Here is a 20,430-nt window from a genome sequence, read left to right as displayed (position 1 = left end):
TTAAAGCGAAAAGCTGGGCTTACGCAAAAAGCATGTGTGTTATATATTACTTATTAATATAAATGTACTGTAATGTTTTATTTTGGCTTTAAGCTTTAGGCCTTCCGCCTTAGGCTTTAAGCTAGAACGATTTCACTCAACACCTTAATATACTTTTCAATACCTTCTTCGATTTCGATCAGCCAGATAAATTCGTTGGCGGTATGTGAACGCGCAGAGTTGCCTGGCCCCATTTTTACAGAAGGTACGGGAATCAATGCCTGGTCGGAGGTAGTAGGAGAGCCGTATGTTTTAGCGCCGTGTTTAATGGCAGCATGAACAAGCTCATGATTTGGATCAATGAATGATGGGCGTAAACGCACAGAGCGTGGGTTTACTTCCGACTGAATATTATCATCAATGATCTTTAATACTTCTTCGTTCTTGTATTCTTCTGTGATACGTACGTCAATTGTGAAATGACATTTCTCCGGAACAACGTTGTGCTGGTAACCGGCATTGATAATGGTTACAGACATTTTCATCGGTCCCAGGTGCGGAGAAACGCGTTCGAATTTATAATTGCGGATCCATTCAATATCTTTTAATGCGATATAAATAGCGTTTTCACCTTCTTCACGTGCTGCATGTCCTGCCTTACCGATGGCTACACAATCTACAACCATTAATCCTTTTTCAGCAACAGCAATATCCATCAATGTTGGTTCACCAACAATGGCGAAATCGATCGGACCTAATTTCGGATATACCAATTCTAATCCATCAAAACCAGATATTTCTTCTTCAGCTGTTGCTGCAATACAAAAGTTGTACTTTAGATTTGTTTCATTGTAGAAGTGCAGGAACGTTGCGATCAAAGAAACAAGACAGCCACCCGCATCATTACTTCCTAGTCCAAACAGTTTGCCGTCTTTCACAATCGGTTCGAATGGGTCATTTGTATAACCAGGGTTTGGCTTAACCGTATCGTGGTGTGAGTTTAATAAGATGGTAGGTTTGTTCTTGTCGAAGTGTTTGTTGAAAGCCCAAACGTTATTCTTTTCACGAATAGTTTCAACACCACGTTCAACTAAAAATGTATTTAATATTTCTGCCGTGTTGTGCTCTTCTTTACTGAATGATTCTGTTTTGATCAGTGTCTTCAATAACTCGATCGCATCTTTTTGTAAGGTCTGTAACATAATAGTTTCGAGTTGCCAGTTACCAGTTTCCAGTATTAGGCTCTTTGTATTTGAATGTATTTTAAATTTCTAATATTCAATTTCTAGTCTAGCAACTAGTGCCTGTTAACTGGCACCTAGTTTGCAACTAACTTTGTTCCTACTGTTTTATTTTCATTTATCAATTCCACCAGTGATTCAGCCTGACAAATAATGACAGAAGAAACACCGGCGTTTATCGCATTAAAAGAGTTATCTAACTTCGGGATCATTCCTTTATTAATAACGCCTGTTGATTTCAATTCTTCGTAAGTATCAGGATTGATAGTGCTGATCACAGAATCTTTATCTTCGAAATCTCTCAATACACCTTTCAATTCAAAGCAATACACAAGATTTACAGCAAATGCTCCGCATAATGCTACTGCAAGCTCTGAGGCTACAGTGTCTGCATTGGTATTCAGCATGGTTCCGTTGCCATCGTGTGTAAGCGGAGCCACAACAGGCGTAATACCCTGCGATAACAAATGTATCAACGGCTGTGGATGTACTTTCTTTACATCACCAACAAATCCGTAATCAATGCCATTTTTAAGCGGGCGTTTAGACGAGAGCATGATGTTTGCATCTGCACCTGTTAAACCAATTGCGTTGCATTCATTCGACTGAAGCTTAGCAACAATATTTTTGTTGATCAAACCACCATATACCATGGTCACGATCTTCAGGGTTTCAGCATCTGTAATTCTTCTGCCATCTACCATCTGCGCTTCAATGCCCAAACCTTTACTGATCTCGGTAGCAACTTTACCACCGCCATGAACCAGTATTTTATTTTCTTTCAGCGACGCAAAATCTTTTAAGAAGCTTGTTAGTGCTTCCGGATTGTCGATGATGTTGCCGCCTACTTTTATGATGTATAGTTTCTGCATTTCTTTTTGCTTAGTGCTGAAGGCCAAACGCCTAAAGCAATGTTACTTTAAACAAACGATAAAGCTTTAGGCGTTTAGCCTTGAGCCTCCAGCATTCTCTTCAGCACCGCCTGCGCGCTCCACACCCTGTTGCTTGCTTCCTGGATCACCAGCGAATTCGGACCGTCGAGGATCTCATCTGCTAATTCAATGCCACGGCGAACAGGCAAACAATGCATTACTTTTGCGTTGTTGGTTAATTTTAATTTTTCATTGGTCATCATCCAATGGCTGTCCATGGAATGTACTTTGCCATAATCCTCATACGAAGACCAGTTCTTTACATACACATAGTCAGCATCTTCCAGTGCTTTGTCCTGATTGTATTCAATGCGGGCACCGTTTGTAAATTCGTTTGCCAGATCATACCCTTCGGGATGTGTGATCACAAATTCCACATCCGCTTTACACATCCATTCAGAAAATGAATTTGCTACCGCTTGCGGCAAGGCTTTGATATGCGGGGCCCAGGTTAATACAACCTTCGGGCGTGGTTTTGTTTTTGTTTCTTCGATCGTAATTAAATCAGCAAGTGATTGTAAGGGGTGAAGCGTTGCACTTTCTAAACTTACAATCGGTACACCTGCATATTTTATAAATTTATTGAAGAAGTCTTCTGAATAATCTTCGTTCTTGTCTACCAGGCGCGGAAAGGAACGTACACCAATAATGTCACAATACTGACCCATAACAGCTGCCGCTTCACGGATGTGTTCAACGGTATTATGATTCATGATCACGCCATCCTGCGTTTCAAGCGCCCAGCCTTCTTTATCCATGTTCATAACAATCGTATCCATGCCCAGATTCTTAGCAGCCTTCTGTGTGCTGATGCGGGTACGCAAACTTGGATTTAAGAAAATTAACCCGATGGTTTTATTTTCTCCAAGTTTTTTAAATGCATATGGATTTTTTTTAAGCTCCAATGCTTCTTTAACCAGGCCGGGAATATCAGTAACGTCTTTTACAGAAATAAAATTTTTCATAATGCTTAACGCGGAACGCTTAAGGCTTAAAGCCTGGTTGTAATGTTTATTTTAAAATATATTTTTTAAACATGCGCTTTATAAAGCAAAGAACACATGCTATAGGCAAGGGGATAGCTTTTAGCTCTTAGCATTAAGCCTTTGGCTTAATTACAGGGAATATCTTTCTTACCCGTAACCTTTACAACATGCACACCAAACTGTGTTTTTACAATCAATGGTTTGTTAATGGTTGCATTGTAGCAAGAGTCTTCAAATGGCTGCACCATCATACCACGTGTAAACCAGCCTAAATTTCCGCCCTGAGTTTTCGTACCGTCTGATCCGTATTGCAAGGCCAGATCAGAAAAAGATTCTCCGTTCTTTAGCTTTGCTATAATCACTTCAGCGGTATCCTGTGCATTTTCAAATTGTTCCGGAGACTCGGCCGGTGTTAATATGTGACTGGCTTCTACAGCCGGACAAGGATGTTCAGTTGCTACTTTAGCACAACCTGTTGCTAAAATAAATACGATAAAGAAAGGTAGTAGTAGTTTCATTTCTTATATGCTTAATGCTAAAAGCTTTCCGCCGCGGCGGAGCCTAAAGCAAGGATGTTGAAATTTAATTTATTCGTAATTCAAAACGGACAAGACTTAATGTATGGGAACTGCTTATATTGTTTGCAAAGCTTTAAGCGTTGGGCCTTACGCCTTAAGCTAAAGGCTACGCGCTCTTCAGACTTTTCTCCAGCACTGCTTTCAATGCATTCAGGAACGCATCTGCATCTGCTTTTTTCAGATTCAAGGCAGGAAGAATACGGATCGTAAATTTATCAGAAGAAGAACCGGTAAACATTTTATGTTCGCTTAACAACGTGTTACGGATTTCCGCACATGGAATTTCCAGTTCAATACCAATCATCAAACCTTTACCACGAACTTCTTTAACACCCTGGATCTTGCGTGCCTGCTCAATAATATAATTCCCTAGCTGAGTTGTATGCTCTAACAGGTTTTCCTGTTTGATCACATCCAATACTGCAATGGCCGCGGCGCAGGCTAAATGGTTACCGCCAAACGTAGTACCCAATAAACCATGTTTCGGTTTAAGATATGGTGCAATGCTGATCGCACCGATCGGAAAGCCATTACCCATACCTTTAGCCATGCTATAGATATCTGCAGATACACCGGCAAAATCATGTGAGTAAAATTTACCGCTGCGGCCATAGCCACATTGTACAGAGTCTGCAATATAAACGGCATTGTATTCATCACACAGTGTACGGATCTTTTTAAGCATGGACATGGATGCTTCGTGGATGCCGCCTACGCCTTGTATGCCTTCAATGATTACGGCAGTGATCTCATTGCCGTGTGATTTAAAGGTTGCTTCTAATGCAGCCTCATCGTTCCATGGTAAGAAGATGATGTTATCAGTTTCATTAACAGGCGCAACAATAGAAGGATTATCGGTAGCTGCAACTGCTAAAGACGTTCTGCCGTGGAAACCTTTTTTAAATGCAACAATCTTTTTCTTGCCGTTATGGAAAGACGCAAGCTTCAGTGCATTTTCATTAGCTTCGGCTCCTGAATTGCAAAGAAATAATTGATAATCATTATGGCCGCTCACCACACCTAACTTATCTGCTAATTCCTGCTGAAGGGAAATGATAACCGAGTTCGAGTAGAAGCCGATTTTATTTATCTGATCTGTAATTTTCTGAACGTAATACGGATGTGAATGCCCGATAGAGATTACAGCGTGGCCGCCATACAGATCTAAATATTCCGTACCTGCTGCATCCCAAAGGCGGGAGCCAAGTGCACGTACAGGTTCGATTGGGATTAGGGGGTAGACATCAAATAATTTCATAGTGCTTAAAGCTTAATGCCTAAGGCCTAACGCGATGATACCGCAGCTAAGTCTTAAACTAGTTATTTATTGTTATGCGTTTTGCATTACTTTCTTTTGAAGGTTAATTAGCTTTGCTTTTATAATATCTAATTGACCTGACATTTTAATATAATTTGCTTCAGCTAAATAATTTAATTCTTTACTTAGAAAAAGAAAATATTCTGATTCATTTAGAGAGCCCATCGCTATTTGCAAGAACCGATTGAATTCTCTATCTGAATTTTTAGCACATCCTTCTGCAATATTAGCAGGAATAGATGCAGCAGCCCGCCTGAGTTGTGAAGTTATTCCATAAACTTCTTCTCTTGGAAACGCTTTGGTTTCTTTATAAACTAAAGGAACAAGTTCGTGAGAATCCTGCCATACTGTTAAATTCTTGTAATTCTTCATAGCTGATGAAAAATGGTATTATGTATGTTAATGAACGTTAGCTTTAGGCTTTAAGCCTAAAGCTTTAAGCTATTTAAAAAGAAGCTGCTTTCAACCTCAAACCAACTGTCTCTTCCAGCCCGAACATCAGATTCATATTCTGAACCGCATGGCCCGAAGCACCTTTCAACAAGTTGTCGATGATGCTTACAATCATTAACTGGTCGCCGTGCTTTTCCAGATACAGCAGGCAGTTGTTTGTATTCACTACTTGTTTTAGATCAATGTTCTCATCTACCACATGTGTGAATGGATGCGAAGCATAGTACGCTTTGTACTTCGCTATAGCTTCGTCAATTGTCCAGCTGCATGGCGTATACATGGTTGCTATGATACCACGTGTAAAATCACCTCGGTACGGGATGAAATGAATATTCTTCTCTAATGAAGATTGCAGATTCGTTAAACTCTGGCGGATCTCTTTTAAATGCTGGTGATTTAATGCCTTGTAAACAGACATATTATTATTTCTCCAGCTGAAGTGTGACGTCTGTGATAACGATTGTCCGGCCCCGGTTGAACCTGTTATGCCAGATACATGCACATCGTTTGTTAATACGTTCTCTGCTGCAAGCGGAAGTAAGCCCAACTGAATCGCTGTTGCGAAACAACCCGGGTTTGCAATATTTTTAGCAAGCTTTATTTTATCACGCTGTAATTCCGGTAAACCATAAATAAAGTCGTTGCCGTCTTTTTCAATACGGAAATCCTGACTTAAATCGATGATCTTAATGTGTGACTCAACCGGATTAGCTTGCAGGAATTTAATTGCATCACCGTGACCAACGCATAAGAATAATACATCAATAGCATTGCTTAATTCACCTGTAAAAACAAGATCCGTGCTGCCGATAAGGTCTGTATGAACTTTATAGATTGGATTACCTGCATTGCTGTTGCTGTGTACGAATACAATCTCCGCATTCGGGTGATTTACCAGAATACGAAGCAATTCTCCGCCTGTATATCCTGCACCGCCAACGATGCCTATTTTTATTTTTGTGCTCATTATCTTTTGCTTAAAGCTTAAAGCCTTCCGCCGCGGCGGAGCTGAAAGCGAATAACTACTATCGAGACGACCAGCATTTAGCTCCGCCGCGGCGGAACGCCTTTTGCATTTAACCTTTCACGTCTTCGTTCACTCTATGATAAATCATCGTCTGGTTGCCGAATATTTTAGAGAAACCTTTAACATCGTCGCCCGACCATGCATTATTTTCTTCTCCGTATTTACCAAACTTAGCAGACATCAGGTCATGTGCAGATTCGATACCTACTACATGAAAACGGTACGGCGCAGCAAATACTTTTACTTTGCCGGTAACATGCACCTGCGTATCTTCTAAAAATGTTTCAATGTTCCTCATTACCGGTTCAAGGAACTGACCTTCGTGTACAAAGTTTCCGTACCAGTTAGCCAATTGCTCTTTCCAGTACATCTGCCATTTTGTAAGCGTATGTTTTTCTAACGTATGATGTGCCTTGATGATTACCATCGGAGCAGCAGCTTCAAAACCTACACGGCCCTTGATACCAATGATGGTGTCACCAACGTGAATATCACGGCCGATACCATAAGGAGCAACAATTTTATTTAATTCAACAATTGCATCCGTTGATTTCATGCGTTTGCCATTCAAACCAACCAATTGTCCTTTTTCAAATTCCAGTTCAACTTCTTCTTCACCTGTTTTAGTAACCTGTGTAGGGAAAGCACTTTCAGGAAGTGTTTTGTCAGATGTTAATGTTTCTTTACCGCCAACACTAGTACCCCAGATACCAACGTTGATCGAATACGCCGCTTTGCTCCAGTCACGCACAACCCCTTTTTTCTTCAGGTATTCAATTTCTGCTTCACGGGATAATTTCATATCGCGGATCGGTGTAATGATTTCAATACCCGGATTCATGATCATGAACACCACATCAAAACGAACCTGGTCATTACCTGCCCCGGTAGAACCGTGCGCCACAGCCGTAGCCCCAACTTTCTTAGCATGTTCTGCAATAGCCATCGCCTGAAACACACGTTCGGCACTTACAGATAGCGGATAGGTATTGTTACGCAAAATGTTTCCGTACACCATGTACTTAACACATTCCGCATAATATTTTTCAATGATGTCAAGTGTAGTATGAGAGGTTACACCCAGTTCGTATGCTTTCTTTTCAATGTCAGCTAATTCTTCTTTAGAAAAACCGCCTGTATTAACAATGGCAGTATGCAATTCATACCCCAGGTCTTCTGATAAATATTTTGCGCAATACGTTGTGTCCAATCCGCCGCTAAAGGCCAATACTACTTTCTTTTTCATTTTTGTAAGATTAACGCTGAAGGCTTAAAGCCTAAAGCTTTTTCGTTTTGTTATAGATTAAGAGAATTATATTATTCTCAAGAGTTCTTTAAGTTAGAAACGAAAAGCATTAAGCTTTCCGCGTTTAGCATTGGTTTAAGCTTTACGCCAATCCAAGAAACGACAATATCTTATCACTACCCTTGCCAAAAGACTTCAGCAGCTTGTGATTTTTTAAGCGTTGCCATCTTTCCCAAAGTTTTGATTCCGTAATGAAATCCCATTTTTTCTTTTTCTTTTCTTCCGGATCGTACACCATGGCCGTACACATGCACATCTTACGGTCCTTGCTTTTCAGGATCTCATAATTGATGCAGCTGGAACACCCTTTCCAGAAGGTTTCATCGTTGGTAAGCTCGGTATAATGCGCAGGTCTGTAGCCCAGTTCTGAGTTGATCTTCATAACAGCCGCAGAGGTTGTTAATCCGAATAACTTAGCATCAGGGAATTTTTTACGCGATAATTCAAACGCCTTTTCTTTGATTTTGGTCGCCAAGCCATACTGACGGAAGTCAGGAGCTACAATCAAGCCGGAGTTAGCCACGTATTTACCGTGACTCCAGGATTCAATATAACAAAAACCTGCAAACTCGCCTGCTTTGGTAACGGCAATAATAGCTTTGCCTTCATCCATTTTCTGACGGATGTAGTCGGGGCTACGCTTGGCAATACCTGTTCCGCGGGCTTTTGCACTTTCAGCCATTTCATCAACGATGGCTTCAGCTAAATGTTTATGTTCTGGTCCTGCTACTACTACTTTAATATCAGATACGCTTGTTTTTTTCATTTCAAATAAGACGCTTCAATACTGTTTGATCCGGTAGATTCAACGCGTATTAAAGATAGATTAAATACTGTTATGAAACTGTGAAATGTTTGGAGTTTAGCCGGATTAATGGCTAATGTTTTGAAGAGAAGTTTCCACGTAAGAAACCAAAGGTTAGATCGGCCTAGGGCCTCGGTTGGGTAGACGCAGAAAATAAGCTAACCGCCCCAAAAGGATTTGGGGTTGTGAGAAACACGATGTAGTTAGACTTTTGCATGTAACCTTAAATAATTCAGACAGCAAATGTAATTTAAAATTCATTTTATACAAAGCATTAACCATTTTTTTACCGAAATAGTTTCCTTCAAAAGCTTGAGAAGAAATTACTTAGAGCTAAAATAAACGGCTCCGTTTTAGCGTATGGCTGCGGGTAAAAAACGAAATCCATACGCCAATCAGGCTAGCAATTTCAGGATGGAAGATAAATTATTGAATTTCAAATTAATGCCGCAGACATAAAACGCATTTGTGCAGGTAAATAATCCAAAAAATACCCGGTTGCACGGCTGTCTCAAACGATATATGATAAAATAATAGTAGTTTTGCTGACCGGAATAGAATACAAGAACAACAAATAGTATGATTATTATTATCGATTGCGAGGACCAGAAAGGGTTAATTCATAAAATTACAGGCGTATTGGCAGGGTTGAACCTTAATATTACCGAGAACAGGGAATTTGTTGAAAAACAGCGCAATCGGTTTTTAATGCGTACAGTTGTAGAAGGAGATATCGATGCGGCGGTTTTACGTGCGGCGCTGGAAGCCGTTTTACCGGCTGATCACAGCTTGCTGGTAAGCAACGGAGAATTGAAAAAAATGGTTATTATGGTAACCAAAGAAGAGCATTGCTTAACCGAGCTGATCAGTAAATATTACTTCGGCAACCTGAAGGTAAATCTGGTAGCGGTTATCGGAAACCACCAGCATTTAAAGGCCTATACGGAGAAGTTTAACATTCCGTACCACTTCATTTCACATGAAGATAAAAGCCGCGAAACACACGAAGCAGAATTGCTGGACTGCCTGAAACAATACAATCCGGATTACATTGTGCTGGCAAAGTTTATGCGTATTCTGAGTGAAGAATTTACATCGCAGTATCCGTCCCGCATGATCAATATTCACCATAGTTTCTTGCCGGCATTTAAAGGCGCAAACCCATACAGACAGGCATATGAGCGTGGTGTAAAAATTATCGGAGCCACGGCGCATTTTGTAAACCAGGACCTGGATGAAGGACCGATCATTCACCAGGAAGTGATTCCGGTAGATCATTCCCTGAGCCCCATGGAAATGGCTGCTGCAGGTAAAGACGTGGAAAAACTCGTGCTGGCGAAAGCGCTGCAGCTCGTACTGGAACAGAAGGTATATGTAAGCGCCAATAAGACGGTCATATTTTAAAACAGCACGTACAATCAAGTTTAATACTAGTATGGAAAAAATAATTGTGGCAGCTTGTATGCTGTTGGTAACATTTTTTGTCAGCGCAGAATCTATTGACTTAGGTCCGGATGATATAAAAAATACTCACGCAGATCCTTGTACGGCGCCTGTAATAATTGTTCAGCCTCGTCCGGTTAATGGAGGGAAATGCCTTAATTTTCTTCCGCAATTGATTGTGGATGCATTAAATGCCAGTTCTTACCAATGGTATAAAAATGATACTCCTATTGATGGTGCAACGCAGTATGTGTATTCGTTTAATAGTTCTGATGATTCAACAGACGTATTCAGAGTCGATGTTATAAATGCGTGTGCAACCATAATTTCCCAGACAACACGTGCAACAGGATTACCCTATGTGCTGCCATATATGATTATAAATGCATCACAAACAGCAGTAGGCATTGGCCAGTCAATTACTTTTACAACAGAACAGCTTACATACGGAGGCAGCTCACCTGAATACCGGTGGATGGTAAATTATAGTTATGTAGAAGGTGCAACCAATGATACATTTGTTTTACAATCCCCAGTAGACAATGATCGTGTTTATTGTGCAGTGAAAACAAATTACCCCTGCGCAGTTCCTTCGGAATTTTTGGTCGGGCCTATTACTGTTACTGTTTATAGCAGCATTGGTGCCGGTATAATAAGCTCAGATCAAACAGTCTGCCATACAGGTTTGCCAGACCCGATTATTGAAATTTCTCCTGTAACAGGAGAAACAGCTAATACTACGTATAACTGGCAAGTATCACCGGATGGTGTTGACTCATGGACGGATATACCTGGAGCTACAGAAACCGATTATGCACCGCAAATACCAGTAATAGCAGATGCGTATTATAGAAGAGTCGTAAAGGATGATTCATATCCGGAATTGAAAAATATGGCTGTCAGCAATGTTGTTGCAATCACTGTTACGCCCCTGGTTACGCCACACGTATCCATCGCTGGTTTTGGCAATTCAATTCCGTTGTGCACCCCTATAAACCTTTCTGCTCATGCAACAAACGGAGGCTTTGAGCCATCTTACCGCTGGATGAAAAATGGTGTAACAATTGATTGGATTCAGAATTATCCGGTGTTGATTGAAGATAATTATGCAGCCGGCGATATCTTTACTTGTGAGATGACCAGCAGTCTGGCATGTGTAACTATATCAAAAGTAGTTTCAAATCCAATTGAGGCAATCGTTCAGGCATACCCATCTGTTTCAATCAGTCTACATACACAAACTACTTTAACCGATGGGCAAGCCATAATTCTAAAAGCTGTTTCAGAAGAAAGTCCTTATTTTTTAGAATATACATGGTATAAAAATGGTCAGATCATTGGTGATCAAACGGAAACGTTAAGTACTACATATAAATCGGGAGATGTGTATACAGTAAAAATGAACGTTACATATTTTTGTCCAAAAACATATACTGTGGTTTCTGAACCGTTAATATTAGGTTCTGATTTCAGTACTGCAATCACAGGGCCGGTTTCAGTATTTCCGAACCAGACAGGAGTACACTATTCTGTACCTCAAAGAGTAGGTATGACTTATTATTGGACTGTACCGGATAATGCAGACATCGTTTCGGGTCAAGGGACACATTCCATTGTAGTTGATTTCGGAGTAAACGCGAACACGTTTAGTGCCAATCAGCGTACAGCGATAAATAATGCCATAACTGTAAAAGAAACAAACGCAAATGCTGTAAGTTCAACGCTTGCGTTACAAGTATCAATTATAACAGCTACACGAGACAGTAAACTTGAAGCTGCGTTATCGGTCTATCCGGTGCCGGTGCAGGATGAATGCCATATAGAATTTAAAGAAAAATTATCTTCCCAGGCATCTGTTACCTATACACTCTACGACTCAACAGGATTTTTAATTACAACCGGAGTAGGTACAGATAAAATTAAAATTGATATGTCCGCTGTTCCGTCGGGAATATATCTTTTATTGGTAGAAAAGGATGGAAGCACTGCCTCGAAAAAGATTGTGAAACAGTAACAAGATTGGTTGGTCTGATAAACGTCTACATGTAAGGTTGCGGCAACCCTTGCGCTTGCGAAATGAGAAGCGCTCCTCACCCTTTCCATATATAGCACTACTGCTACAATAGCATATTATCAGGCGGTCTCTGCACCTACATTCCGTGTATATTCCGTCTCGGTCTTGGGATATTTCCAGATTAAAAACGCTGAAAAGGTGCTTTTTTCATAATAAAAGCAGCTGCAGTTGCAAAGTTCGCAAAAATGCCGGAATGGGGCCACCTTAAGAAGGTATTTTTATGGAACAGCTATATAAATGAGCAAAATCAAAGGCATTCTGCACAATATTCCGCATATAAATCTCAGTAAAACATTTTGTCCTGCCAATCAATTATTTACAATCATTTAATGATTGGTACAGCTTTATTCTAATTTATTTAGTAAATTGCTAATAAAATTAGAATAAAGCAGCTATGCAGATCTACAACAGCTTATCCCAAGCCATACACCCGCCAATTCCATTGGCAAATGGTGCAGTTGCAGCCGGTTTCCCAAGTCCGGCGGGCGACTACTTAGACAGCAGGATCGATATTTACGAATATCTTATCCAGCACCCGACAGCAACCTTTTATGTACGTGTAAAAGGAAATTCTATGATCAACGCAGCTATTCACGATGGTGATCTGCTGGTGGTCGACCGCTCGGTTGAACCTAAAAACAATCAGATTGTAGTAGCTATTATTGATGGTGAATTTACTGTCAAACGCATCAGCAAATACAACAACAAACTCTACCTCATTCCCGAGAACGAAAAATTCAAACCCATTGAGATCACTGAAACCATGGACTTTGACGTATGGGGCGTAGTAACATATGTGATTCATAAACCATAAATGTCCAAAGCTTAAGGCTAAAAGCCTAATGCTTGAGCCTCTGTAAGCCTTACGGTATCTCATAGTATTAACAAAATTAATCCATTATCAAACGCAACGCTTTAGGCGTTCAGCTTCAGCCTTCGGCTTTACATGTACGCATTAATCGACTGCAACTGTTTCTACGTTTCCTGTGAACGTGTCTTCCGTCCCGACCTGCGGCAGCAGCCGGTTGTTGTGCTTTCTAACAACGACGGCTGTGTGATCTCGCGTTCCGATGAAGCTAAAGCAATCGGTGTTAAAATGGGTGAACCATTTTTTAAAATGAAAGAGCTGGTGCGTAATGGTAAGGTGACTGCTTTCTCTTCAAACTATACGCTGTATGGGGATCTGTCTGATCGTGTAATGAAAACGCTTGCTTCCATTGTGCCGGATATAGAAGTCTATTCCATTGATGAAGCATTTTTGCATCTGAATGAGAGCCATACGGATTTAGAAACACTTGGCCATACCATTCGCAATACAGTTAAACAGCATACCGGAATCCCGGTAGGCGTGGGCATTGCGCCAACCAAGACACTCGCCAAGCTGGCGAACCGTCTTTCAAAAAAAACAGGCGGCGTACATATTATTTATCCGGATAATATTCAGGAAAAGCTGAATGCGTGCGCACTGCAGGATGTATGGGGCATCGGCAGGCGGAATGCGAAACGGCTGCAGGCAAATTATGTTGATACCATTGAGCAGTTTGTGAATCAGCGCGAAGAATGGGTACGCCAGCATTTTTCAGTGATCGGGCTGCGTACATATAAGGAATTAAAAGGAATTCCGTGCATTGATATGGAAGATGAATTGACGGAAAAAAAATCCATCTGTACTTCACGTTCATTCGGTGAACTGCAGAATACATTTGCCTCTATCCAGGAAGCTATAGCCACACACGCTGCCAGCTGTGCCGAGAAATTACGCAAACAAAAATGTGCCGCAGCCGGTATGTATGTGTCCTTATCAAAAAGCCGCTTTACCGACCAGGAAGGCGATAAATATTTTGGCACCTACATTAAATTACCACAGGCAACCAACAATACAGCCACGTTGATTCAATATGCTTCAAAAGGGTTAGAGCTCTTGTTTAAGAAAGATGTCTATTATAAAAAATGTGGCGTAACCGTTATTGATATTGTTCCCGAAGAAAAGATCCAGTTAAATTTATTCGAACCCCAAAAGAATGCGCGGTTGCATGCATTGGAAGACACGATTGATAAACTGAATCAGAAACTGGGAAAGAATGTCCTTCGGCAAGCCATACAAGGTAATGATAACAATACCTGGAAGCTGCGCTGTGAAAACATGTCGCCCAACTATACGACCAGGATAGGGGAGATACTGGTCGTGCATGTAGGTAATAAGTAAAATATGCCTTACGTTTTATGAAAGCATGCTTCCCTATAAGCACGTTCACATATACGTCTGACGTTTAGCCTTCCGCTTTAAGCCTTCCGCGTTCCGCTCTCCGCCCGCCATGTAGGAAAACCTCCATTTATATCATATTCAAACCGAATACCTTAGCTTAGAAGCCAAAACTTTTTTGTACCTTTGTTGATTACAAACACAAATGAATCACTCAGAAACACATAAAGCGGGTTTTGTCAGTATTATTGGCAGGCCAAATGCCGGTAAATCAACCTTAATGAATTGCCTGGTAGGAGAGCGCTTGTCTATCATTACACCAAAAGCCCAGACTACGCGCCACCGCGTGATGGGTATTATCAATGATCCTGAATTTCAGATCGTATACTCAGATACGCCCGGAGTAATTGAGCCGAAATATGAACTTCAGAAGTCGATGATGCGTTTTGTAGACTTTTCGCTGGAAGACGCCGATATGATTCTGTGGGTATTGGATGTAAAAGATCCGGAAGACCATGCACTGGTATTGCAGCGCCTCAACAATGTAGAAGTACCGGTATTGCTGGTGCTGAATAAAATCGATCTTTCTACGCAGGAAGAAATAGATGCATTGGTTGAGAAATGGAAAGCAGAATTCCCTAAGGCAGATTCTATCTTAGCAGTATCTGCTTTGAAAAACTTCAATTCGGATATGGTGTTGAAATGGGTATTGTCTCATTTACCGCAACATCCGCCGTTTTATGATAAAGATGAACTGACAGATAAGCCTGAGCGTTTTTTTGCATCGGAGATTTTCAGAGAAAAAATATTTAAAAATTACAGCAAAGAAATTCCGTATAGTTCGGAAGTATTGATAGAGTCTTTTAAAGACCAGAAAGATCTGTTGCGCATACAGGCAGTTATTATTGTAGAGCGTGATTCACAGAAAGGAATTGTGATTGGACAAGGTGGTGAGGCCTTGAAACGTACGGCGACCCAGGCCCGTAAATCCATGGAAGAATTCTTCGGCAAAAAAGTTTTTCTGGAAACATTTGTAAAAGTAGAGCCAGACTGGCGAAGTAAAGAGTTTTATTTACGTCAGTTCGGGTATAAATTAGATTAATCAGAATATGTCAAATATAGTAGCCATAGTTGGTAGACCCAATGTTGGTAAATCAACGTTTTTCAATCGTTTAGTAGGCGCACGTATTGCCATCATGGATGATGAGAGCGGGGTAACACGTGATCGCCATTACGGCGAAGCAGAATGGTGTGGTAAATTCTTTACCGTAATCGATACCGGCGGATATGTAACAGGTTCGGATGATATATTCGAAGGACAGATCAGGGACCAGGTGGATATTGCCATTGATGAGGCAGATGTTATTTTGTTTCTGGTAGATTCTGATGTAGGTGTGCACCACCTGGACCAGGAGTTTGCCAACAAAATCAGACGTTCTAAAAAACCGGTGATACTGGTTGCCAATAAATCTGACAACAACAAGCGCTTACATATGAGTGCCGAGTTCTATGAACTTGGAATGGGTGAGGTATGGCCTATTTCTTCTCAAAACGGAACGGGTACAGGTGAATTGTTAGATGAAGTGATCTCGCACTTTAAAGACGAAGGTGAAGAAGATCCCAACAAAGGCATTCCAAGAATTGCTGTATTGGGTCGTCCAAACGCAGGTAAATCTTCCTATGTGAACGCTTTGTTAGGTACCAACCGTAGTATTGTAACCGATCAGGCAGGTACAACAAGAGATTCCATTACCTCTCACTATAATGTATTTGGTAAGGAATTCATATTTGTAGATACGGCAGGTATCCGCAAGAAATCCAGAATCAAAGAAGACGTAGAATATTATTCCATCTTACGTTCGGTTAAAGCGCTGGAAGAATCAGATGTGTGTGTGATCATGATCGATGCCGAGCGTGGCATTGAGTCGCAGGACATGAACATTATCTGGATGGCGCATAACAATAAAAAAGGCATTGTAATCCTTGTCAATAAATGGGATTTGATCGAAAAGGATTCAAAGACGGCGCAGGTGTTCCAGGAGAATATCCGTGAGGCATTAAAGCCGATTGATTACCCGTTGATTATGTTCATCTCTGTATTAAACAAGCAGCGTTTGTTCCAGTCTGTGGAGGCAATCATGAAGGTGTATGAAAACAGAGGGAAACGAATTCCAACTTCTGAATTGAACGATAAGATCCTGAAGGAAATAGATTATAATCCGCCTCCTGCTACAAAACAGAAATATGTGAAGATTAAATATGTAACACAGTTGCCGACAAAATCCCCAACGTTTGCATTCTTCTGTAATCTCCCTCAATATGTGGGTGAGTCTTACTCCCGTTTTCTGGAGCATAAGATCCGCGGATACTTCGATTTTGAAGGCGTGCCGATCTCTATTGTATACAGAAAGAAATAACATCTTTAAAACACAACGTCAATTATTGAAATTATCTCAAAAATATTGCATCTAAATAAAAAAAAGATGCTAATACCTTGGATAATTGAAAAAAGTATTAAATTTGTATCCGAAAATAAACTATAAATTATTACAATCATGACAAAAGTATTCGCTTTATTATCTGTAGCTGCAGTATTAGCATTCTCTTCTTGCGCTGAAAAAACTGCTGAAGTTTCTTCTGAAGACACGTTAAAAGTTGAAGTTCCTGCTGACACAACTCCAGTTGCTCCAGCTCCTGCTGACACATTAGCTAAGGATTCAGCTGCTACTACAGCTCCTGCTGCTCACTAATTCACCGGACTTAGGTCCATTGAATTATGAAAAACCGCTCTATGAGCGGTTTTTTCTTTTTTATATACTTTGTATCTTTAGAGCATGCGATCCACTCCGGATATTCTCCGTGCTCACCTGCCTCTGGCCTCCATTGATTATGCCATCGAACTCTGGCGGTTGGGCAGATTTTATTTTAAAGCCAGCCGCGACCGCGAAACCAAACTCGGTGATTATACTTTTGACCCCAGAACAAAAAAACATACCATCACAGTTAACAGAGGATTGAATCAATATTCGTTTCTTGTAACCTACTTACACGAAGTCGCACATTTGGTTACAACTATCCGGCACGGCATATCGGTAAAGCCGCACGGAGAGGAATGGCAGTCAGCATTTAAAGAAGTGATGTATCCGATTTTAAAACCGGAAGTATTTCCAGCGGATGTTCTGCTTGCTTTGCACTTACATATGTTTAATGAACCTTCCGCCTCTTCCTGCGGAGATGTAGCCTTGATGAAAGTGCTGAGCCGTTATGATAAAGATGCAGATGAATACACGTTCCTCGAAGATCTGAAAGTTGGTGATGTTTTTTACATTAAAAATGATTCGTTTAAAATAGAAGAATTTAAAACCAAACGAGCCCTTTGCATTCAGCTCAGCTCCGGAAGAAAGTACAGCGTTGCAAAAGCAATGAAAGTAAAAAAGGATCTTTCGGCATCATAGAATTAAATTTCAATCGTCTTTTCTTTAGGCAATGGAAGGCTTGTTGTTCAGACTTTATGCATGATCGCGTTTATTATAATTCATAATTCATTCCGCCGCGGCGGATCATAATTCATTCTTTTTATGAAGAAAGTATTAATCCTCTTTGCCCATCCGCGCATGGAAAAGTCCAGAGCGAATACAACACTGCTGAAACATATTCCTTCAGCAGAAAATATTACGTTTCATGATCTGTATGAATTATATCCGGACTTCAATATTGATGTAGAAGCAGAAAAACAATTACTGCTTCTACACGATATCATTATCTGGCAGCATCCGTTTTACTGGTACAGCTGCCCGCCGCTTATGAAACAGTGGATCGATATGGTGCTGGAGTTTGGCTGGGCATATGGTCCTGGCGGAACGGCGTTAAAAGATAAAATAATTTTTAACGCGATCACGACAGGCGGTGCCAATGCTACGTATAATGCCGGCGGACATAACCGGTTTACCATGCAGGAATATCTGAGGCCCTTTGAACAGACAGCACATTTGTGCAAGATGATCTATTTTCCTCCATTTCTTGTGCAGGGTTCACACCGGCTTACAGATGAAGAGCTGCAGCGCTTTTCACAGCAATATGTGATTTTACTTACTAAAATGTCGCAAGGAAATTTCGAAGAAGCGCACATGAAAGATATTACTTTTTTAAATGAAATTTGTGTAAAGCCACGTTAAGCATACAACAATGGAAAACAACTTTTTATTTCAAACCGTTATTTATTTAAGTGCAGCAGTTGTCTGCGTGCCCATTGCAAAGCGTTTTGCGATGGGTTCTGTATTGGGTTACCTGCTGGCAGGTATGTTGATTGGTCCCTTCGTATTAGGTTTCATCGGGCAGGAAGGGAAAGATATCATGCACTTTGCTGAATTCGGCGTAGTGATGATGCTCTTCTTAATAGGCCTGGAGCTGGAACCGGCTCACCTCTGGAAAATACGCAAACAGATTTTGGGTGTTGGGCTTTCGCAGGTATTGATTACAACTGCTGTTGTAATGATCATCGCTATTGCTGCCAGTCTCGCCTGGCAGAGTGCGCTCGCGATCGGGTTTGCATTTGCCATGTCGTCAACCGCAATCGTATTGCAATCGTTAAAAGAAAAAGGATTAATGAAAGCACCATCAGGTCAGTTTTCATTTGCTGTTTTACTATTTCAGGATATTGCTGTAATTCCGATTCTCGCAATTTTACCCTTATTGGTTTTCCTGCCTGTAAGCATACCACAGGATGCACATAGTGGTGGTATTAATGATTTGCCGCGCTGGTTACAAACAGCTTCTGTACTTGGTGCAGTGGGAGGGATTGTATTGATCGGAAAATATGCAATTGTTCCTTTGCTGCGCGTGATTGCGAAAACACACATGCGTGAATTGTTTACCGCAAGTGCTTTATTGATCGTTGTTGCTATTGCCTTGCTGATGCAGCAGGTAGGGCTAAGCCCCGCATTAGGCACATTTCTGGCAGGTGTTATTTTAGCAAACAGCGAATTCAAACATGAACTGGAATCGGATCTGGAACCATTCAAAGGATTGCTGCTGGGCTTGTTCTTTATTGCTGTTGGCGCATCAATCGATTTCAGTCTGGTGTATGAAGAATTATTGACCATTGCAATACTTACCTTCAGTATTATTATAGTTAAAGCATCTATATTATTTGCGATCGGTAAGAAAGCAAAACTTTCGCTGGATCAGAATCTGATCTTTGCTATAGGTTTATCGCAGGTGGGAGAATTTGCGTTTGTCTTGTTTTCATTCATTGGTACACACAACATATTATCGAAAGCGCAGACAGATATGATGATGGCGGTTACAGCACTGAGTATGACCATAAGTCCCTTGCTATTGATTGTGCTGGATAAATGGATCCTGCCAAAGCTGCATGCTGCAGACAAAGAACAGACAACAAAAAGAGCAGATCATATCGAAGAGCGGAATAATGTGCTCCTGGTAGGTTTTGGGCATTTCGGAACAACGCTTGCACGCTTTCTCAGGGCAAATGGTGTTGCTGCAACTGTGCTCGACAATAATTCAGACCAGGTAGATTTGTTAAGAAAAATGGGCTTTAATGTTTTTTATGGAGATGCAACACGTATTGATATCCTGGAAGCAGCCGGAGCTGCGGAAGCTAGTATTCTCATTATTGCAATTGACTCTCCTGAAACCAATTTAGAGATTGTTAAAATTGTGAAACAACATTTTCCCAATCTGGAAATTATGGTGCGTTCTAAAAATAGAATGGATGCGTATGAACTATTGGATGAAGGTGTCAGCAATATTTACCGGGAACATTTGGATACATCTATTCGCTTGGGTGTTGATGTTATGAAGAAGTTAGGATACCGCACCTATTCTGCTTTTCGTGCCGGACAGAATTTTATTAAATATGATGAAGCGGCATTAAGGACATTATCGCAAAACAGAAAAAATATGAAAGTGTATATTTCGGATGTGCGGGAACAGATTGCATTACAGGAAGAATTATTGCAGATCGATCGGCAAGTAGTACCATCTGCAAATGATCATGCCTGGGATAGCAGAGAAATGCGTGAAAAAATCAGGGAAATGGACAATCAGAAATCAGTATAAAATA

At 40.8% G+C, this 20,430-nt stretch carries 19 protein-coding genes; 10 read left to right on the top strand and 9 right to left on the bottom strand.

Annotation, left to right across the window (positions count from 1 at the left end; genetic code table 11):
* Nucleotides 1-116 precede the first annotated feature (116 nt).
* From CHU_RS15010 to CHU_RS14970, 9 genes are all read right to left on the bottom strand, one after another.
* On the bottom strand, nucleotides 117-1,181 hold the full coding sequence (locus CHU_RS15010) for a M20 family metallo-hydrolase (protein ID WP_011586436.1): 1,065 nt from the start codon (nucleotides 1,179-1,181) through the stop codon (nucleotides 117-119).
* A 116-nt stretch (nucleotides 1,182-1,297) separates the two neighbouring features.
* On the bottom strand, nucleotides 1,298-2,092 hold the full coding sequence (gene argB, locus CHU_RS15005; protein WP_011586435.1) for an acetylglutamate kinase: 795 nt from the start codon (nucleotides 2,090-2,092) through the stop codon (nucleotides 1,298-1,300).
* Nucleotides 2,093-2,166: 74 nt separating this feature from the next.
* Nucleotides 2,167-3,117, bottom strand: coding sequence for an acetylornithine carbamoyltransferase (locus tag CHU_RS15000; protein WP_011586434.1), 951 nt, complete (start codon nucleotides 3,115-3,117; stop codon nucleotides 2,167-2,169).
* Nucleotides 3,118-3,263: 146 nt separating this feature from the next.
* Nucleotides 3,264-3,656 carry a peptidylprolyl isomerase gene (locus CHU_RS14995; RefSeq protein ID WP_011586433.1) on the bottom strand — a complete coding sequence of 131 codons (393 nt, stop codon included), beginning with the start codon at nucleotides 3,654-3,656 and terminating at the stop codon, nucleotides 3,264-3,266.
* A gap of 166 nt (nucleotides 3,657-3,822) precedes the next feature.
* On the bottom strand, nucleotides 3,823-4,974 hold the full coding sequence (locus CHU_RS14990) for an aspartate aminotransferase family protein (RefSeq protein ID WP_011586432.1): 1,152 nt from the start codon (nucleotides 4,972-4,974) through the stop codon (nucleotides 3,823-3,825).
* Between the two features lie 72 nt (nucleotides 4,975-5,046).
* Nucleotides 5,047-5,406, bottom strand: a complete 360-nt coding sequence (locus tag CHU_RS14985; protein ID WP_011586431.1) for a four helix bundle protein — start codon at nucleotides 5,404-5,406, stop codon at nucleotides 5,047-5,049.
* A gap of 73 nt (nucleotides 5,407-5,479) precedes the next feature.
* Nucleotides 5,480-6,454 (bottom strand): N-acetyl-gamma-glutamyl-phosphate reductase, encoded by a 975-nt coding sequence (argC, locus tag CHU_RS14980; protein WP_011586430.1) that lies wholly within the window; start codon nucleotides 6,452-6,454, stop codon nucleotides 5,480-5,482.
* A gap of 109 nt (nucleotides 6,455-6,563) precedes the next feature.
* Nucleotides 6,564-7,760, bottom strand: coding sequence for an argininosuccinate synthase (gene argG / locus CHU_RS14975; RefSeq protein ID WP_011586429.1), 1,197 nt, complete (start codon nucleotides 7,758-7,760; stop codon nucleotides 6,564-6,566).
* A gap of 142 nt (nucleotides 7,761-7,902) precedes the next feature.
* On the bottom strand, nucleotides 7,903-8,586 hold the full coding sequence (locus CHU_RS14970) for a GNAT family N-acetyltransferase (protein ID WP_011586428.1): 684 nt from the start codon (nucleotides 8,584-8,586) through the stop codon (nucleotides 7,903-7,905).
* 618 nt (nucleotides 8,587-9,204) lie between these two features.
* Between CHU_RS14970 and purU the strand changes: the two genes are divergently transcribed.
* From purU to CHU_RS14920, 10 genes are all read left to right on the top strand, one after another.
* Nucleotides 9,205-10,029 (top strand): formyltetrahydrofolate deformylase, encoded by an 825-nt coding sequence (purU, locus tag CHU_RS14965; RefSeq protein ID WP_011586427.1) that lies wholly within the window; start codon nucleotides 9,205-9,207, stop codon nucleotides 10,027-10,029.
* A 31-nt stretch (nucleotides 10,030-10,060) separates the two neighbouring features.
* Nucleotides 10,061-12,082, top strand: coding sequence for a T9SS type A sorting domain-containing protein (locus CHU_RS14960; protein ID WP_011586426.1), 2,022 nt, complete (start codon nucleotides 10,061-10,063; stop codon nucleotides 12,080-12,082).
* Nucleotides 12,083-12,536: 454 nt separating this feature from the next.
* A complete protein-coding gene (locus CHU_RS14955; protein WP_011586425.1) occupies nucleotides 12,537-12,956 on the top strand; it encodes a LexA family protein in 420 nt (139 codons plus the stop codon).
* Nucleotides 12,957-13,088: 132 nt separating this feature from the next.
* Nucleotides 13,089-14,348: a Y-family DNA polymerase gene (locus tag CHU_RS14950; protein ID WP_011586424.1), complete on the top strand. Its 1,260-nt coding sequence runs from the start codon at nucleotides 13,089-13,091 to the stop codon at nucleotides 14,346-14,348.
* Nucleotides 14,349-14,550: 202 nt separating this feature from the next.
* Complete coding sequence (era, locus tag CHU_RS14945; protein WP_011586423.1) at nucleotides 14,551-15,447, top strand: GTPase Era; 897 nt, start codon at nucleotides 14,551-14,553, stop codon at nucleotides 15,445-15,447.
* 7 nt (nucleotides 15,448-15,454) lie between these two features.
* Nucleotides 15,455-16,762 carry a ribosome biogenesis GTPase Der gene (gene der, locus CHU_RS14940; protein ID WP_011586422.1) on the top strand — a complete coding sequence of 436 codons (1,308 nt, stop codon included), beginning with the start codon at nucleotides 15,455-15,457 and terminating at the stop codon, nucleotides 16,760-16,762.
* A gap of 138 nt (nucleotides 16,763-16,900) precedes the next feature.
* On the top strand, nucleotides 16,901-17,095 hold the full coding sequence (locus tag CHU_RS14935) for a hypothetical protein (RefSeq protein ID WP_011586421.1): 195 nt from the start codon (nucleotides 16,901-16,903) through the stop codon (nucleotides 17,093-17,095).
* 84 nt (nucleotides 17,096-17,179) lie between these two features.
* A complete protein-coding gene (locus CHU_RS14930; protein WP_011586420.1) occupies nucleotides 17,180-17,800 on the top strand; it encodes a SprT-like domain-containing protein in 621 nt (206 codons plus the stop codon).
* A gap of 123 nt (nucleotides 17,801-17,923) precedes the next feature.
* Complete coding sequence (locus CHU_RS14925; protein ID WP_011586419.1) at nucleotides 17,924-18,520, top strand: NAD(P)H-dependent oxidoreductase; 597 nt, start codon at nucleotides 17,924-17,926, stop codon at nucleotides 18,518-18,520.
* Nucleotides 18,521-18,530: 10 nt separating this feature from the next.
* Nucleotides 18,531-20,426, top strand: a complete 1,896-nt coding sequence (locus CHU_RS14920) for a monovalent cation:proton antiporter-2 (CPA2) family protein (RefSeq protein WP_011586418.1) — start codon at nucleotides 18,531-18,533, stop codon at nucleotides 20,424-20,426.
* Nucleotides 20,427-20,430: the final 4 nt, after the last annotated feature.

Origin of the sequence: Cytophaga hutchinsonii ATCC 33406 (assembly GCF_000014145.1) — a bacterium.
Taxonomy (GTDB): Bacteria; Bacteroidota; Bacteroidia; order Cytophagales; family Cytophagaceae; genus Cytophaga; species Cytophaga hutchinsonii.
The sequence above is the reverse complement of the archived record's forward strand: the minus strand, read 5'-3'. Positions and strand labels throughout refer to the sequence as shown.

Excerpts from the sequence above, each read along its gene's own strand:
- CHU_RS15010 (WP_011586436.1), bottom strand. The coding sequence starts at position 1,181 with ATGTTACAGACCTTACAAAAAGATGCGATCGAGTTATTGAAGACACTG.
- argB (WP_011586435.1), bottom strand. The coding sequence starts at position 2,092 with ATGCAGAAACTATACATCATAAAAGTAGGCGGCAACATCATCGACAAT.
- CHU_RS15000 (WP_011586434.1), bottom strand. The coding sequence starts at position 3,117 with ATGAAAAATTTTATTTCTGTAAAAGACGTTACTGATATTCCCGGCCTG.
- CHU_RS14995 (WP_011586433.1), bottom strand. The coding sequence starts at position 3,656 with ATGAAACTACTACTACCTTTCTTTATCGTATTTATTTTAGCAACAGGT.
- CHU_RS14990 (WP_011586432.1), bottom strand. The coding sequence starts at position 4,974 with ATGAAATTATTTGATGTCTACCCCCTAATCCCAATCGAACCTGTACGT.
- CHU_RS14985 (WP_011586431.1), bottom strand. The coding sequence starts at position 5,406 with ATGAAGAATTACAAGAATTTAACAGTATGGCAGGATTCTCACGAACTT.
- argC (WP_011586430.1), bottom strand. The coding sequence starts at position 6,454 with ATGAGCACAAAAATAAAAATAGGCATCGTTGGCGGTGCAGGATATACA.
- argG (WP_011586429.1), bottom strand. The coding sequence starts at position 7,760 with ATGAAAAAGAAAGTAGTATTGGCCTTTAGCGGCGGATTGGACACAACG.
- CHU_RS14970 (WP_011586428.1), bottom strand. The coding sequence starts at position 8,586 with ATGAAAAAAACAAGCGTATCTGATATTAAAGTAGTAGTAGCAGGACCA.
- purU (WP_011586427.1), top strand. The coding sequence starts at position 9,205 with ATGATTATTATTATCGATTGCGAGGACCAGAAAGGGTTAATTCATAAA.
- CHU_RS14960 (WP_011586426.1), top strand. The coding sequence starts at position 10,061 with ATGGAAAAAATAATTGTGGCAGCTTGTATGCTGTTGGTAACATTTTTT.
- CHU_RS14955 (WP_011586425.1), top strand. The coding sequence starts at position 12,537 with ATGCAGATCTACAACAGCTTATCCCAAGCCATACACCCGCCAATTCCA.
- CHU_RS14950 (WP_011586424.1), top strand. The coding sequence starts at position 13,089 with ATGTACGCATTAATCGACTGCAACTGTTTCTACGTTTCCTGTGAACGT.
- era (WP_011586423.1), top strand. The coding sequence starts at position 14,551 with ATGAATCACTCAGAAACACATAAAGCGGGTTTTGTCAGTATTATTGGC.
- der (WP_011586422.1), top strand. The coding sequence starts at position 15,455 with ATGTCAAATATAGTAGCCATAGTTGGTAGACCCAATGTTGGTAAATCA.
- CHU_RS14935 (WP_011586421.1), top strand. The coding sequence starts at position 16,901 with ATGACAAAAGTATTCGCTTTATTATCTGTAGCTGCAGTATTAGCATTC.
- CHU_RS14930 (WP_011586420.1), top strand. The coding sequence starts at position 17,180 with ATGCGATCCACTCCGGATATTCTCCGTGCTCACCTGCCTCTGGCCTCC.
- CHU_RS14925 (WP_011586419.1), top strand. The coding sequence starts at position 17,924 with ATGAAGAAAGTATTAATCCTCTTTGCCCATCCGCGCATGGAAAAGTCC.
- CHU_RS14920 (WP_011586418.1), top strand. The coding sequence starts at position 18,531 with ATGGAAAACAACTTTTTATTTCAAACCGTTATTTATTTAAGTGCAGCA.